The sequence below is a fragment of the Pseudophaeobacter sp. A-200-2 genome (assembly GCF_041008815.1).
In the GTDB taxonomy this organism is placed as follows: Bacteria; Pseudomonadota; Alphaproteobacteria; order Rhodobacterales; family Rhodobacteraceae; genus Phycobacter; species Phycobacter gallaeciensis_A.
Genome location: NZ_JAXGFU010000005.1, coordinates 95,281 through 109,404 on the forward strand (window position 1 = coordinate 95,281; position 14,124 = coordinate 109,404).

Annotated in this window: 15 protein-coding genes; 5 read left to right on the top strand and 10 right to left on the bottom strand. The window is 62.2% G+C overall.

Going from position 1 to position 14,124, the window contains the following annotated elements; translation table 11 throughout:
• Position 1: 1 nt before the first annotated feature.
• The 7 genes from SM766_RS09235 to SM766_RS09265 all read right to left on the bottom strand — a co-directional run bounded on the left by SM766_RS09235 (position 2) and on the right by SM766_RS09265 (position 5,067).
• Positions 2-373, bottom strand: a complete 372-nt coding sequence (locus SM766_RS09235) for a GFA family protein (RefSeq protein WP_274838126.1) — start codon at positions 371-373, stop codon at positions 2-4.
• Positions 370-999, bottom strand: a complete 630-nt coding sequence (locus tag SM766_RS09240; protein ID WP_065271844.1) for a LysE family translocator — start codon at positions 997-999, stop codon at positions 370-372. Before SM766_RS09240 ends, SM766_RS09235 begins: the two co-directional genes overlap by 4 nt.
• On the bottom strand, positions 996-1,268 hold the full coding sequence (locus SM766_RS09245) for a hypothetical protein (RefSeq protein WP_368947597.1): 273 nt from the start codon (positions 1,266-1,268) through the stop codon (positions 996-998). The genes SM766_RS09240 and SM766_RS09245 overlap by 4 nt, the downstream gene beginning before the upstream one ends.
• 221 nt (positions 1,269-1,489) lie before the next feature.
• Positions 1,490-2,059, bottom strand: a complete 570-nt coding sequence (locus SM766_RS09250; RefSeq protein ID WP_065271846.1) for a helix-turn-helix domain-containing protein — start codon at positions 2,057-2,059, stop codon at positions 1,490-1,492.
• A gap of 99 nt (positions 2,060-2,158) precedes the next feature.
• Positions 2,159-2,611, bottom strand: coding sequence for a GAF domain-containing protein (locus SM766_RS09255; RefSeq protein ID WP_368947598.1), 453 nt, complete (start codon positions 2,609-2,611; stop codon positions 2,159-2,161).
• Between the two features lie 73 nt (positions 2,612-2,684).
• A complete protein-coding gene (locus tag SM766_RS09260) occupies positions 2,685-3,731 on the bottom strand; it encodes an alpha/beta hydrolase (protein ID WP_368947599.1) in 1,047 nt (348 codons plus the stop codon).
• Between the two features lie 163 nt (positions 3,732-3,894).
• A complete protein-coding gene (locus SM766_RS09265; RefSeq protein WP_065273626.1) occupies positions 3,895-5,067 on the bottom strand; it encodes a thiolase family protein in 1,173 nt (390 codons plus the stop codon).
• A 97-nt stretch (positions 5,068-5,164) separates the two neighbouring features.
• Between SM766_RS09265 and SM766_RS09270 the strand changes: the two genes are divergently transcribed.
• The 3 genes from SM766_RS09270 (at position 5,165) to SM766_RS09280 (ending at position 8,004) form a co-directional block, all read left to right on the top strand.
• The gene (locus tag SM766_RS09270; protein ID WP_065271849.1) at positions 5,165-5,509 is read left to right on the top strand and encodes an STAS domain-containing protein; all 345 of its coding nucleotides are present in this window, start codon (positions 5,165-5,167) and stop codon (positions 5,507-5,509) included.
• Between the two features lie 36 nt (positions 5,510-5,545).
• A complete protein-coding gene (locus SM766_RS09275; RefSeq protein WP_065271850.1) occupies positions 5,546-5,983 on the top strand; it encodes an ATP-binding protein in 438 nt (145 codons plus the stop codon).
• A gap of 443 nt (positions 5,984-6,426) precedes the next feature.
• Positions 6,427-8,004 (top strand): gamma-glutamyltransferase family protein, encoded by a 1,578-nt coding sequence (locus SM766_RS09280; RefSeq protein ID WP_065273627.1) that lies wholly within the window; start codon positions 6,427-6,429, stop codon positions 8,002-8,004.
• A 63-nt stretch (positions 8,005-8,067) separates the two neighbouring features.
• Here SM766_RS09280 and hspQ read toward each other — a convergent pair whose 3' ends face one another.
• Entirely contained in the window at positions 8,068-8,394 is a 327-nt protein-coding gene (gene hspQ / locus SM766_RS09285) for a heat shock protein HspQ (RefSeq protein WP_065271851.1), read from the bottom strand.
• An 85-nt stretch (positions 8,395-8,479) separates the two neighbouring features.
• On the opposite strand from hspQ, the gene SM766_RS09290 reads away from it, so the two are divergent.
• Positions 8,480-9,367, top strand: coding sequence for an AEC family transporter (locus tag SM766_RS09290; protein WP_368947600.1), 888 nt, complete (start codon positions 8,480-8,482; stop codon positions 9,365-9,367).
• 56 nt (positions 9,368-9,423) lie between these two features.
• Positions 9,424-10,011, top strand: a complete 588-nt coding sequence (locus SM766_RS09295; RefSeq protein WP_065271853.1) for a transglycosylase SLT domain-containing protein — start codon at positions 9,424-9,426, stop codon at positions 10,009-10,011.
• 328 nt (positions 10,012-10,339) lie between these two features.
• Here the strand turns inward: SM766_RS09295 and SM766_RS09300 are convergent, their stop codons facing one another.
• Both SM766_RS09300 and SM766_RS09305 read right to left on the bottom strand, forming a co-directional pair.
• Positions 10,340-10,930, bottom strand: coding sequence for a LolA family protein (locus tag SM766_RS09300; protein ID WP_274833083.1), 591 nt, complete (start codon positions 10,928-10,930; stop codon positions 10,340-10,342).
• 79 nt (positions 10,931-11,009) lie between these two features.
• Positions 11,010-14,024, bottom strand: a complete 3,015-nt coding sequence (locus tag SM766_RS09305) for a DNA translocase FtsK 4TM domain-containing protein (RefSeq protein WP_368947601.1) — start codon at positions 14,022-14,024, stop codon at positions 11,010-11,012.
• Positions 14,025-14,124: the final 100 nt, after the last annotated feature.

A 14,124-nucleotide genomic window follows, 5' to 3' on the forward strand; every position in this document is an offset into this window, starting at 1 on the left:
GTTATGGTTTCTGCGGCAGCCCGTCGGCGATCTCGTAGTAATCGCCCTTGCTGGCGCAAAAGATGTGCTTTTCGATCTTCAGCCCGCTGGGGTCCTCGACCGCGCCAAGGGCAAAGCTGATCGTGTCCTCGTCATGGGCCTTCCAGAACAGAAAGGAGCCGCAGCGCGCGCAAAAGCCCCGTTCGGCCCCCGTGCTGGCCGCGTACCAGCTGACCGGGCCGTGAAGGATCAACTCGGTCTCTGGCACATAGGCCGAGGCCCAGACACCGCCCGATTGCTTGCGGCACTGGCTGCAATGACACATCGACGGCCCTTGCGGCGCGGCGGCGGTTTGAAAGCGGATATCACCGCACAGGCAGGATCCCCGGATCATTGCACGCCCTCCAGCTGCGGCGTGCTGCTGGCGCCCAGAAGCACGCCATAGACGATGAAACAGACCGCCAGCAGGCGGCGGATCCAGACGTTGAACACCGCCTTCAGCGCCGCTTTGCCCATCAACACACCCAATAGGGTGAACCCCGTATAGCTGAGCGTCGTCAGCACCAGCGCGGTCGGCATGATCACCGACATCTGCTCCCAGATAGGCACGCCGGGCTGCACGAACTGGGAAAAGGCGGCAAGGTATCCGGCAACGCTTTTGGGGTTGATCGTGGCGACCGCCAGCGCGTGCAGGTAAACATGGCGTGCAGGGCGTTCCACTGCGGGCGTAGGGCGCGTTGCGTTGATCCAACCACGCACGCCAAGAAAGATAAGGAAGCCCGCCCCGATCACCTTGGCCACGAAGAACCCGGTGGGCGAGGCCGCGATCAGCGCCGTCACCCCCAGCGCCGACAGGATCAGAAAGGCGCTGGCCTGCGTCAGGATCGCCAGCACCCCCAGCATCGCCTTGGGCAGGCCCAGCGTCATGCCGTTCGAAATGCAATTCACTGCATTGGGGCCGGGCGTGGTGACAAAGACCACCCAGAACAGGGCAAACAGGGTCCAGGCTTCAAAACTCATAATGTGTCCTCTTCCTGCGCCGCCGTCACGTGCGCTGCAAATGCCGTCACCAGATCAGGATCGTTTTCCGAGACGATCTCCCACCACATGGCCCTTGCCTCTTTTGGCACCTGATCCATGTGGATGCGCGCAACCGCGTTGAGCAGAGCGTCGGGGATCTTGTAGCCGGACTTCAGTTCAATCTTGCGCCGCGACTTGCTGCCCCACTCATAGGCGATCCGAAACTTCTCTTCGGCTCGGTCCATATCTCCCGCACGTAGGCTCGCCACCGCATATCCTATGAACAAGCGGGCATCACTCGGCTTTCTTGGCTGTCCAATTCTCCAGTGCACCGCCAACCCGTGTTCACTTAGCCAACACGCCTTGTCAGTTCGCTCCGGCGTTGTCAGCCCATTGACGCAAGAACTCGAAGCCAGTGACGTAACCATTCCAAAGATCCAGAACACCAAAAATCCCGCAACCAGAATTGATATGAAGGCGCCTTTGCTCATCAATAAACGGGCGGGGCAATGACCCAGACCGCCACGGCGGGCGCGTCATATGGGTTGGCCCATTGGTAGGGTTCGTGGCGGATGCGGAAACTGTCGCCGGGACCGACGGTAAAGGCATGCCCGCCGATCACCAGATCCAGCTGCCCCGAAATCATGTAGCCAACCTCTTGAGTGGGGCGGTTGGCCGGGGTCTGCATGCGGGATTGCGGCGCAAAGGTGGAATGCACCATCTCAAAATCATCGGTCAGGTCCGGCGACAGCAGCTCCTCGATCAGACCTTCTTCGCCCGATCCCATCGGGCGGCGGGCACCTGCACGCACCACATAGCCCTGTTCGTCCGCAGGCACGTTGGAATGGGCGAATAGCATGGACATGGGCACGCCCAGACATTGCGCGATCTGGCGCAGATCGGAAATCGACGGTTCGGACAGGTCCCGCTCAACCTGGCTGAGCCAGCCCACCGACCGGTTCAGCCGCGCCGCGATATCGGACAGCGTCAGCCCGCGCGCCTTGCGCAGGGCGCGGATATCCGCGCCAAGGGTCGCTGTCTGTGGGGATAGATCACTCAATGCCGGTTCCGCTTCGTGAAAAAATAAACCTCTTTTTCACGCTGACTCATATTGCATGAAATTTCAAAGCATTTTTTCACGAAAGCCGCAGAAAGCCTGTCAGGCGGCAAAGACCTGTTTGAGGATGGCGCCCAGCTGATCCGCATCTTCCTGGGTGAAGGCATCGGGCTGGTCGCTGTCGATGTCAAAGACGCCGATTACCTCGCCCGCCTTGTTCCAGACAGGCAGCACCAGTTCAGACCGGGTGGAGGAGGCACAGGCGATATGGCCGGGGAAGGCCTCGACATCCGGCACCAGCTGCACTTCTCCGCTGCGCGCCGCCGCGCCGCAAACGCCGCGCGAGAACGGGATCTGCAGACAGCCGTGTCCGCCCTGGTAGGGGCCGATTTTCAGCAGCTCGGGCGCCACCACGCGATAAAACCCGGTCCAGTCGAACCGGTCATCGCTGTGATGCACCTCGCAGGCGACGGTGGCCATCAGGGCGACCTCATCGGTTTCGCCCTCGGTCAGGGCGACGATGGTCTTTGCCAAAGTGGTGTAATCGAGGCTCATCTGGTCGGCTCCCGGGTCGGTCTGTTCTGGTGCTGCTGTATCCCGCGCAGGCGCAGGCGACGCAAGGCCCCCTTCACGCGGCGGTGTTCATCGCGCCCCGCAGCCACTCTGCGGCATCGGATATGGCTTTATCCGCCTGCGGGATCACCTTGGTCAGGTTCAGGAAGCCGTGGATCTGCCCCGGATACCGCTTCACCGTGACGGGCACGCCTGCCTGCTCCAGCGCTGCCGCATAGGACAGGCCATCGTCCCACAGGGGATCATGCCCCGCCACCAGCACGAATCCCTGCGGCTGCCCGGCCAGATGGGTCGACATCAGCGGCGATATCTCGGGCGCCAGACGGTCCTGACCTTGGGGAATATACTGATCCATGTACCACTGCATCCGCGGCAGCGACAGCAGCGGGTGATCCTGCAAGGCCTGCACCGAGGCCGAGGTGAGCCGCGCATCCACAGCCGGATAGATCAAGAGCTGCGCCCGGGGCAGAGGTTTGCCCGCTTCCGACAGGCTGTGCATCAGGCTGGCCGTCAGATTCGCCCCCGCGCTGTCGCCCCCGACAGCAATGCGCGCCGGATCGATGCCAAGATCCTCCGCCCGCTCTAGCAAGGCCAGATAGGAGGCCAGCACATCATGCGCCGCCGCCGGAAAGGGGTGTTCCGGTGCCAAACGGTAGCTGACTGAAACAACCCGCACTCCGGCCCGCGCCGCCAGTTTCGCACACAGCGCATCATGGGTGTCGATACTGCCCTGTATCCAGCCGCCACCATGCAGATAGATCAGCGTCGGAAGGCTGTGCGCCCCGTCGCATCCGCCGGGGACATAGACACGCGCAGGCCGGGGACCATCGCCCCCCGGCAGGGTCATGTCGTTGCGCGTAACCGGCTCCCGGCATGGGGCATCGAATTTTTCCACGAAACCGGCCAGTTGCACCCGGCTATCCTCAACCGTCGGCTGGACTGCGGGATCGCGCACCAGACCAACCAGATCCGCAACCGCCTGCGCCTTGGGATCGGCCTGCCGCCCATCGACCACAGGCAAGGCCCCACCATAAAGCAGGCGCACCGCGCTCTCGGGCAGCAGCACCCGCAGCAAGGCCCAGATCAACTTCACTTTCTTCATTGGAAATCCCCCGCGCTCAAAATCACCTGCACCCCGCCAGAATTCACGGCGGAGACAGGGCTACTCTGCGGAGGAGAGGGCAACCGCGCAAGCCACGGCAGGTTGCAGGCACATAAAAGGGCAGAGAGGTCGCCCCCTCTGCCCTTCACTCACTGATCCGCGATCAGACCCGTTCGATAGCGATGGCGGTGCCTTCGCCGCCACCGATGCAGATCGCCGCAACACCGCGTTTCAGCCCGCGTTTCTCTAGCGCGTTCAGCAGCGTCACCATGATCCGCGCGCCCGAGGCACCGATCGGGTGACCCAGCGCGCAGGCGCCGCCGTTCACATTCACCTTGTCGCGGGAAATGCCCAGCTCGTGCATGAAGGCCATGGGCACGACGGCGAAGGCCTCGTTCACTTCCCACAGATCCACATCCTCGACCGACCAGCCGATCTGTTTCAGCAGTTTCTGGGCCGCCGGAACCGGTGCGGTGGTGAACCATCCTGGTGCCTGCGCGTGGCTGGCGTGGCCCATGATCCGCGCCCGCACCGTCAGACCCTTGGCTTCTGCCGCCTCTTCCGAGGCCAACACCAGCGCCGCCGCCCCGTCCGAAATCGACGAGGCATTCGCTGCGGTCACAGTGCCATCCTTGCGGAAGGCCGGTTTCAGGTTCGGAATCTTTTCCGGGCGGGCCGACTGGGGTTGCTCATCGGTGGTGATGACCTGTTCACCGCTGCGGGTGTGCAGCGTGACCGAGGTGATCTCATCCGCAAAAGCACCGGTGCGTTCGGCGTCCAGCGCGTTCGACAACGAGGCCAGCGCGTATTGATCCTGCGCTTCGCGGGTGAACTGGAACTTCTCGGCGCAATCCTCGGCGAAGGTGCCCATCAGACGACCCTTGTCATAGGCGTCCTCCAGACCATCGAGGAACATGTGGTCAATGACCTGCCCGTGACCGATCCGCGCACCCCCGCGCATCTTGGGCAGCAGATAGGGCGCATTGCTCATGCTCTCCATACCGCCCGCGATCATCGTGTCGGTGTGGCCAAGAGCGATCTGATCAAAGGCAATCATCGCCGCCTTCATGCCCGATCCGCACATCTTGTTGAGCGTCGTGGCCGGGACCTCTTCGCCCAGACCGCCTGCAAAACCAGCTTGCCGCGCGGGCGCCTGCCCCTGCCCCGCGGGCAGAACGCAGCCCATCAGAACCTCATCGACGGTGTCGGTTCCGGCCCCGGCGAGCGCTGCCTTGATCGCGGCGCCACCCAGTTCGGCAGCAGTCACGCCATCGAAAACGCCCTGGAACCCACCCATGGGGGTGCGCGCCGCTCCGGCAATTACAACGTGTTTCATGAAATTTTCCTCCAATCGTCGAAATTATCCATACAGAATGCTAAGGTTTGAGGTCTAGAGTCAGTGTGAAGTACAGAGAGACCCTCGGGGAACAAACATGAGCTTATCCAGTACGGTAACGGACGGTGCGCAGATCGTCACAGTGAATGCGGAGCGGATCGACGCGGCCATCGCGATTCGGTTCAAGGAAGACATGCGCTCTGCCACCGAAAGCGGACCCGACCGCGTGATTCTGGACCTGTCCGAGGTCCAGTTCATCGATTCCAGCGGTCTTGGCGCCATAGTCGCAGCCATGAAACAGCTTGGCAGCGGTCGCCGCCTTGATCTGGCTGGCCCGACCCCGATGGTGGAAAAGGTTTTCCGCCTCACCCGGATGGACACGATTTTCGATCTATATGGCTCGCTGACCGAAGCGATGTCTGAACCCAAAGTCGGCACGTGATTCCGTATATGATCCTCCGCGCAAAGCGAGAAACGAATGGTTGAAACCTTTGCCTGCTCGTTCACGGCAACAGAGCTTGATGCCCGGTCCGGCATTACGCAGGTTGTGAAACGGCTGCGCGGACTGGGCATCCCCGAGTTGCGGGTCGATGAAGTCCAGATCGCGCTGGCCGAAGCCGTGAACAATGTGGTCGAGCACGCTTATGCGGGCAAGACCCCGGGAGACGTGCGGATCCGCTGTTCCCTGGAACCTGAGCGTCTGTGGATCAATATCACCGATGCCGGCGCCCCCTTCCCCGAAGGCGAACTGCCCGAAGGCAAGCCTGCAAATCTGGATGTGGCGCCGGAAGATCTCCCCGAAGGTGGCTTTGGCTGGTTTCTGATCCGGGAGCTGACAAGCGACATCCACTATGAACGCAGCGCCGGCAACAACCAGCTGTCCTTGTGTTTCGAAATTCAGGTGACCCGGGCCTGATCCCATTTTCCGGCCCCCTGTTTTGATCTGGTACCGGCCTGTCGCTGTACCAGCCGCAGAGCTTTTATTGCTCCAAACCCGTATGTTCTAAAGCGTCCTGCCAATAACACGCCGAGTGCGCCGCAGGGGTGGCTCCGGACTTCGCCTCAATTGCGCCACACATTTACCCCCAAATCGCCTGAAATATGTGCTTTCTGTTACATCAGAAGCTTTTGATAGCTGTCCCTGGCGCTACGTTCCACTGCCCCCATCGTGCATGTTGCGCCGGGGAACATCCTCTCCCCTTCCACTGCATGCATGGAAATCTCGGCCACGGTTTTGCACCGCTACCGGAAATGGCCGTCTTTTGTTACGCCGAACACGCGACAAGCATGGATGCCTTTCGCATTGCCTTCGGCGGCGAAGCCACTAGTGTTTCGCTGCTATTCAAGAGGGAGAGGCATATGCGCGATTTTCAACAACCCGGACGCTCTGCGGTCTTTGCACAGAACGGTATCTGCGCCACATCGCACCCCCTTGCGGCCGGCGCTGCCATCGACATTCTGAAACGCGGCGGCAACGCCATGGATGCGGCCATCGCCGGGGCGGTTCTGCTCGGCATTTGCGAGCCGCAGATGACCGGGATCGGCGGCGATTGCTTTGTGCTATATACGCGTCCTGGCAGCGATGAAATCCACGCGCTGAACGGGTCCGGCCGGGCACCTGCCGCCGCCAATGCCGCAGATCTGCGCGCCGAAGGGCTGAGCGCCGTGCCGCTGCGCAGCCCGCATGCGGTTACCGTGCCGGGCGCCATCGACGCCTTTTGCCACCTGTCGCAGACCGAAGGCAAACTGGGCCTTGATGCGATCCTGTCCCCCGCAATCCACTATGCCGAAACCGGCGTTCCGGTAGCGCCGCGTGTTGCCTTTGACTGGGCCAATGACGCGGACACCCTGCAAGGCGCGGCCCGCGACAGCTATCTGATCGGGGGCAAGGTCCCGACCGTTGGGCAGATCTTCCGCGCCCCGGGCCAGGCCGAAGTTCTGCGCCGGATCGCCAAGGACGGTCGCGATGCCTTTTACACCGGTGAAATCGCCGAAGACATGGTTGCCGCGCTCAACGCGCTTGGCGGCGTGCACACGGTTGATGATTTCGCCGCTACCGCCTGCATGTCGGTGACGCCGGTTTCCGGCGATTACAAAGGCACCGATCTGGTCGAGCATCCGCCGAACGGTCAGGGCGCGACCGCCATCCTGATGCTGAATATCCTGAAACATTTCGACATCGCGGGCATGGACCCCTTTGGCGCCGAACGCGCCCATATCGAGGCCGAAGCCGCCAAGCTGGCCTATGATGCCCGCAACCGCTTCATCGCCGATGCCGATCATACCACCCGGCTGGACCACATGCTGGCGCCCGAAACCGCGGCCAAACTGGCCGCACTGATCGATCCGAAACGCGCCATGGCCGCCGCCGCCCCGCTGAGCGAGGCCGTGCACAAGGATACGATCTATATCACCGTGGTCGATAAGGACCGCATGGCCGTGTCGCTGATCTACTCGATCTTCCATGGCTTTGGCTCGGGCATCGCCTCAGACAAATTCGGCATCCTGCTGCAGAACCGGGGCGCCGGTTTCACCCTGGAAGAAGGCCACGCCAACGAATTGGGCGGTGGCAAACGGCCGATGCATACGATCATCCCCGGCATGCTGCGCCAGAACGGGCGTGTGACGATGCCTTTCGGTGTGATGGGCGGTGCCTATCAGCCCAATGGCCACGCGCGTTTCGTCTCCAACCTTACTGATTTCGGCATGGAGCCGCAGGCCGCCATGGACGCACCGCGTAGCTTCTCGGACGCAGGTGTCATGAAGGTCGAGCGTGGCTATTCCGACAAGGTGCGTCAGGAGCTGACCGAGATGGGCCACAAGGTGGAGATCCCCGAAACGGCGATTGGCGGCTCGCAGGGCATCCGCATCCACGATGGCGATCTGCTGGAAGGCGCCAGCGACCCGCGCAAGGATGGCTGCGCGCTCGGCTACTGATCCGGCCTCACCGGTGCTTCGCTGCAGCAAAGGCGCAGCGGGGCACCGGACGCGATCCGGTGGCTAGTTCAGCTGGTATTGCAGGGAATAGGCCGCGCCGTCGAATTTGCCGAACATTTCCGAAAGATCCGGATGGCTGATCGGTTCGCCGGAATAATCGGCAACCAGATTCTGCTCGGACACATAGGCCACGTAGTAGGTCTGATCGTTTTCGGCCAGCAGATGATAGAAGGGTTGATCCTTCACCGGCCTGCTTTCTTCGGGAATGGATTCGTACCATTCCTCGGTATTTGCAAAGGCTGGATCGACGTCAAACACCACCCCGCGGAAGGGATGCTTCCGGTGGCGGACGACCTGGCCCAGGTTATATTTTGCGCGCGTTCTCAACATGGTCTTGCTGCCCCCGTCTTTTGTTACTAACGCGGATGCGCGGCAGATGTCCAACTCTTGAGGCAAATTTTCGAGGAAACAGACTGTGAACCTTGCTCTGACAGTGCTTGAAATCGTGGCTCCCGTCTTCCTGCTTGCCGGGGTCGGGTTCGCTTGGGTGCGGCTTGGATTTGAGTATCGGATTCAATTTGTTACCCGTCTGGCCATGACGCTGGCGGTGCCCTGCCTGATCTTCACAGCGCTGATGAAAACCGAGCTGGACAAGGCCGCGATCGGTTGGTTCGTGCTGGCTGCCCTTGCCGGGCATGCGCTGCTGGCATTGGCAGGCGCAGCACTGGTGCGCGTGATGCAGCTGGAGCGGCGCAGCTATCTGGCGCCCTTCATTTTCGGCAATACTGGCAACCTTGGCATTCCGCTGTCGCTCTTTGCCTTTGGCGAGGCGGGCCTTGGCTATGCGGTAGCGATGCTCGCGGTTTCTGCAGTGCTGTCCTTCACCTTTGGCATCTATCTGGTCGCCGGTGAAGGCGGCGGCAGCAAGGCGCTGCGTGAACCGATGGTCTGGGCCACGCTTCTGGGCGCGCTCTTTCTGTGGCAGGGCTGGCAGACGCCGCAATTCCTGACCAATGCGCTGGATCTGATTGGGCAAATGGCAATTCCACTGATGCTGATCACCCTTGGCGTTGCGGTGGCGCGGCTGACACCGGGCAAGACCGGCCTGGCCGTGTTGCTGTCGCTGATCAAGGTGACGCTCAGCGCGGCCATCGGCTGGGGGCTGGGGCTGGCATTCGGGCTCGATTACACGGCATTCGGCGTTCTGGTGCTGCAGCTGGCAACGCCCGTGGCGGTGACGTCTTACCTGCTGGCCGAGAAATTCGAAGCCGATGCGCAGGCGGTTGCTGGCATGGTGGTGGTTTCCACGCTGATGTCCGTTGCAGCTCTGCCTCTCCTGCTGTCCCTGCTTCTGGAAATGTGATTTCATCCACAGGCGCAATTCGCTAGACTGCCGCCAAAATAAAAAAGGCAGAGGCAATGAGCAGAATCATCGTCGCCCTGATCCTCCTGTTGGCGGTTGCCTCCTGTGGGGGTGGGTACAAGTCCCCGCCGCGCAATCTTGATAATGCCTGCAGCATTATCAAACAGCGGCCTGAATACCTGAAAGCCTTCCGCGCGACCGAACGGCGCTGGGGTGTTCCCGTGCACGTGCAGATGGCCACAATCTATCACGAGAGCCGTTTTGACGGCGATGCCCGCACGCCGCACAACTATCTTCTGGGCGTCATCCCGATGGGCCGCCAGTCCAGCGCCTATGGCTACAGCCAAGCCCTGGACGGCACCTGGGACGATTACCGGCGCGACACAGGACGCCGTCGGGCCAAGCGCGACCGGATCAAGGATGCCGCGGATTTCATGGGCTGGTACATGAACAAGAGCCGCGAAAAGAACGGCATCGCGCTTTATGACGCGCGCAATCAGTATCTCGCCTATCACGAAGGGCACAGCGGCTATGCCCGCGGCAGCTATCGTGCGAAATCCTGGCTGATGCGGGTGGCGAGCAAGGTGGAATCTCGCTCCTTGATGTATCAGGCGCAGCTGGCCACCTGCCGTAAGTTCCGCTGACCCCCCAGGCACGTGCCACAACGAATTGGTTCCCTTCCGGGCTGCCCCAGGGAAACGCTTAAGGGGGGGCACTCCCGCCAGTCTCGAACCCTTCTGTGAAGGGTCCTCCCCCGTTGGGCCCGGCACCGCCTGACGGCGGTGCGACCCGCGCCACGGGCGCCAGTGCTCCACAGAATGTTCAGATATAACCGAGCGCGCCACGCCCTGGCGTGGCGCCCGGCCCAACACCGCCAAGGGGTTCGGGCAAAGCCCGGGCACCTGCGGGGGCGGGAGCCTTCAGCTGTATGATTGACGGCCTACCTACAGACAAGGTCAGGCTCGACAGTAGTCAGCGGGATCCGCTGCCTGCGCCCGTAGTGAAGAGGAAGGAGGATAGCTTGCCCCCGGTTTCCAGAGCGCCCAGAACCACCGTCGTGCGGCCCCCGGCGCTGTCATGCACAACCCATTTGCGCAATTCGACCGGGTCATCGGTGAACATCAGCTCCAGCCCGCCGTATTCGGGGTTCTCCGGGTCCTGCGCCTGCAGGATCGTTGTCGTTCCGTCGAACTGGTGGCCCACAACCATATCGGCTTGCCCCAGATCAACAGTTTTGGCCAGGATGATCGACAGCGGCGTACGCTTCAGCGGATAAGTCTCCGGCGGCTGGTTCGATTTCGGATCATGGATCACCACCGACCCGGCCCCGGCCACCACCGTGGCGCCATTTTCGCCATCATATTCGAACCGCATCCGGCCCGGCCGATGGATATACAGCTTGCCGGTGGACAGCGTGCCATCATCGTTGATCTGGGTAAAACTGGCCTCGGCCGTGGTCAGGGCGTTCAGGTAAGCCGACAGTTCCGACAGGCTCAGCTTCTCTGCCGCCCAGGCAGCAGGGGCACACAGGATCAGCGCCGCGACAAGTGCAATCTGTTTCATGACCCTTAGATAAGCCCTGACTGTGGAAAAGGAAGAGCCACCCGCCGCTGCGGGAGACCCTGCGCACCCATCCGCCGATCTACTGTTCGGGGACCAGGATTTCCCGTTTGCCGACGTGGTTCGCCGGAGACACCAGCCCTTCGTCTTCCATCTGCTCAACCAGACGCGCGGCCTTGTTATAGCCAATCGCCAGTTTGCGCTGGATGTAAGAGGTAGAGCACTTGCGGTCCTTGATCACGATCTGCACGGCGGAGTCATACAGCGCATCCTCGCCCGTGGTATTGCCGCCGGTGGACAGCCCCAGAACCGCGTCGATGTCGTCGGCCTTCTCGTCATCCGGGCCATCCAGAACCGTGCCCACATAGGCAGGCGGGCCGAATTGCTTCAGATGGGTGACGACTTCCTCGACCTCTTCGTCCGACACGAAGGGACCGTGGCAGCGGGTGATCTTGGCGCCGCCCGCCATATAGAGCATATCACCCATCCCCAGCAGCTGCTCTGCACCCATTTCGCCAAGGATGGTGCGGCTGTCGATCTTACCTGTCACCTGGAAGGAAATCCGGGTGGGGAAGTTCGCCTTGATGGTACCGGTGATCACATCGACCGAGGGACGCTGAGTGGCCATGATCAGGTGAATGCCCGAGGCCCTCGCCATCTGCGCCAGACGCTGAATGCAGGCTTCGATTTCCTTGCCAGCCACCATCATCAGGTCGGCCATCTCGTCGACGATCACAACGATATAGGGCAGTGCCTCGGGTGCGAACTCTTCGGTCTCGAACACTGGCTCGCCCGTGTCATCGTCAAACCCGGTCTGCACCGTGCGGGAGAACATCTCACCCTTGGCAAGCGCCTCTTTCACGCGACCATTGTAGCCTGCGATATTGCGCACGCCCATCTTGGACATCTTGCGATAGCGGTCTTCCATCTCGCCCACGACCCATTTCAGGGCGACGACCGCCTTTTTCGGATCGGTCACAACGGGCGACAGAAGATGCGGAATGCCATCATAGACAGAGAGTTCCAACATCTTGGGGTCGATCATGATCAGGCGGCATTCATCCGGTGTCAGCTTGTACAGCAGCGACAGGATCATGGTGTTGATCGCCACCGATTTACCGGACCCGGTGGTACCCGCGATCAATAGGTGCGGCATCTTCGAAAGGTCCGCCACCATGGCGTCGCCACCGATATCCTTGCCCAGCGCCAGCGGCAGGTTCTGGGTGCCATCGCCATAATCGCGGCTCGACAGGATTTCGCGGAAGCTGACCATTTCCCGTTTTTCATTGGGCAATTCGATGCCGATCACCGAACGTCCCGGCACGGTCGAAACACGCGCCGACAGGGCCGACATGGAGCGGGCGATATCATCCGCCAGACCGATCACCCGACTGGCCTTCAGGCCCGGCGCTGGTTCCAGTTCGTACATGGTGACGACGGGGCCGGGACGGACCGAGACGATCTCCCCCTTGACGCCATAGTCATCGAGCACCGATTCCAGCATCCGCGCGTTCTCTTCCAGCGCCTCATCGCTCAGATGATGACGCTCGACCGCCGCAGGATTGGCCAACAGCGACAGCGGCGGCAGGTCGAAATCACTAGAATCGTTCTCTTCAAAGGCCAGCCGCGGCTGGGCTTCCGCCTTGGCGCGGGTCGATGGCTCCGGCGCGCGGCGCTGGGGCTGCTCCACAACCACCTTGCGCGGCTCTGCCACCGGGATGGTCAGGCCCTCGGCGGGTTGCTCTGCGCGAGCCGTGATCGCGGGCTCAGCGGCTTCAGCAGGCGCGTAGGTCGGCAACTCCTCGGCTGGGACCCGATCGGGCTCCAGATCGGCGCCATATCCGGTGTCTGCTGCAGGCGCCCCAACGGTCGGCGCGGGCGGAACCTGCGACAGCCCGGGGGCGGCAGGCGCCTCGGCACTGAATTCTGCCGGAGCAGCAGGGGCATGCGCTGCGGTCAGTGGTGGTTCGGGCGGCAGCCCCGCATGGGGCGCGGGATCGGGATTGAAGACCAGCGGCTCAGGACGGCGACCGCGCCCCTTGGTCAGGGGCAGGTTCGGATCGGGTTCCGGCGGCTGCCCAGCAGCGCGACGCACACGCACGGCATTTGCGATCTTCTGCGAAATCCGGTCATCACCCGGCAGATCCTCATCACTGATCTGCGGTGCGCTCTCGACCAACTCGGGCTGCGGCATCGGCGCATTAGCCAAATCGGGATCAGCGCGGCGGATCAGATTGGGCACCCGAGAGAACAATCCGGTTTTTGTCGGTGCGGCAGGCGCTGCGACCTCGATCGGCGGAGGCGCAGTCACATCGGTTTCGAACATCTGAGGCTCTTCCTCCTCCTGTCCGAACCAGGCCGTATCATCTTCGGCGGCCCTTGCCTGTTCTGCGGCGGCAGCGCGTTTTTCACGATAGGACAGCGCCGCCTGGACACCGCTGGAGGCGCCACGGCCCAGAAGGCTGGCAAGCGTGCCATAGGCCAGGATAAGACCGACCAGCAGGAACCGTCCGGCCCGCTGCAGTTCCGCACGCGAAAAGCCGCAGACAAACGTGCCAAGCGCCAGCATGCCAATGGCCATCAGCAGCGACATCAGCTTGACCGCGAAATGCGAACTGATCGGCACCAGCGTCAGAAGCGCCCCCATCACGGTATCGCCAAACAGACCTCCAAGGCCAAAACTATGAGTGGCGCGCCATTCTGCGCCCGGCACCAGCGTCGCTGCATAGACCGAGCCCACGGCGATCAGAACCGGTGCAAAGACAATCCGCCCGATGACCCGCTCGGCACCCTGATGCAGCAGGAAGCGAACACCCCAGGCCAGCAGCGTCACCGCAAGGGCCACGCCGCCCCAACCGACAACCATGAACAGCGGCGCCGCCACAGAAGCCCCCATCCGGCCCATCCAGTTCTGAACCGGCGCATCGGTGGAGACCATCCAGTTGGGATCATCCGGCGTATAAGAGCCGATCATCGCGGCTGCCATCAGGCCCAGCCCCAGAAGAGCGATCCCGATCAGTTCCTTACCGCGCTTTTCGATGGCTGCCTGCATGTTGCTGTCAAGCAACGGATCGCGGCTGCGGGTTTGAAATGCCATGCCTACCTCGGTTCCATTTTTCGGCGCCTGCCCCGCTTGTGCCGCGGGATCCTGGCATCCGGTGGTCTATTGATTTTGGCCGCGCGCCCCCAGCCGGGGC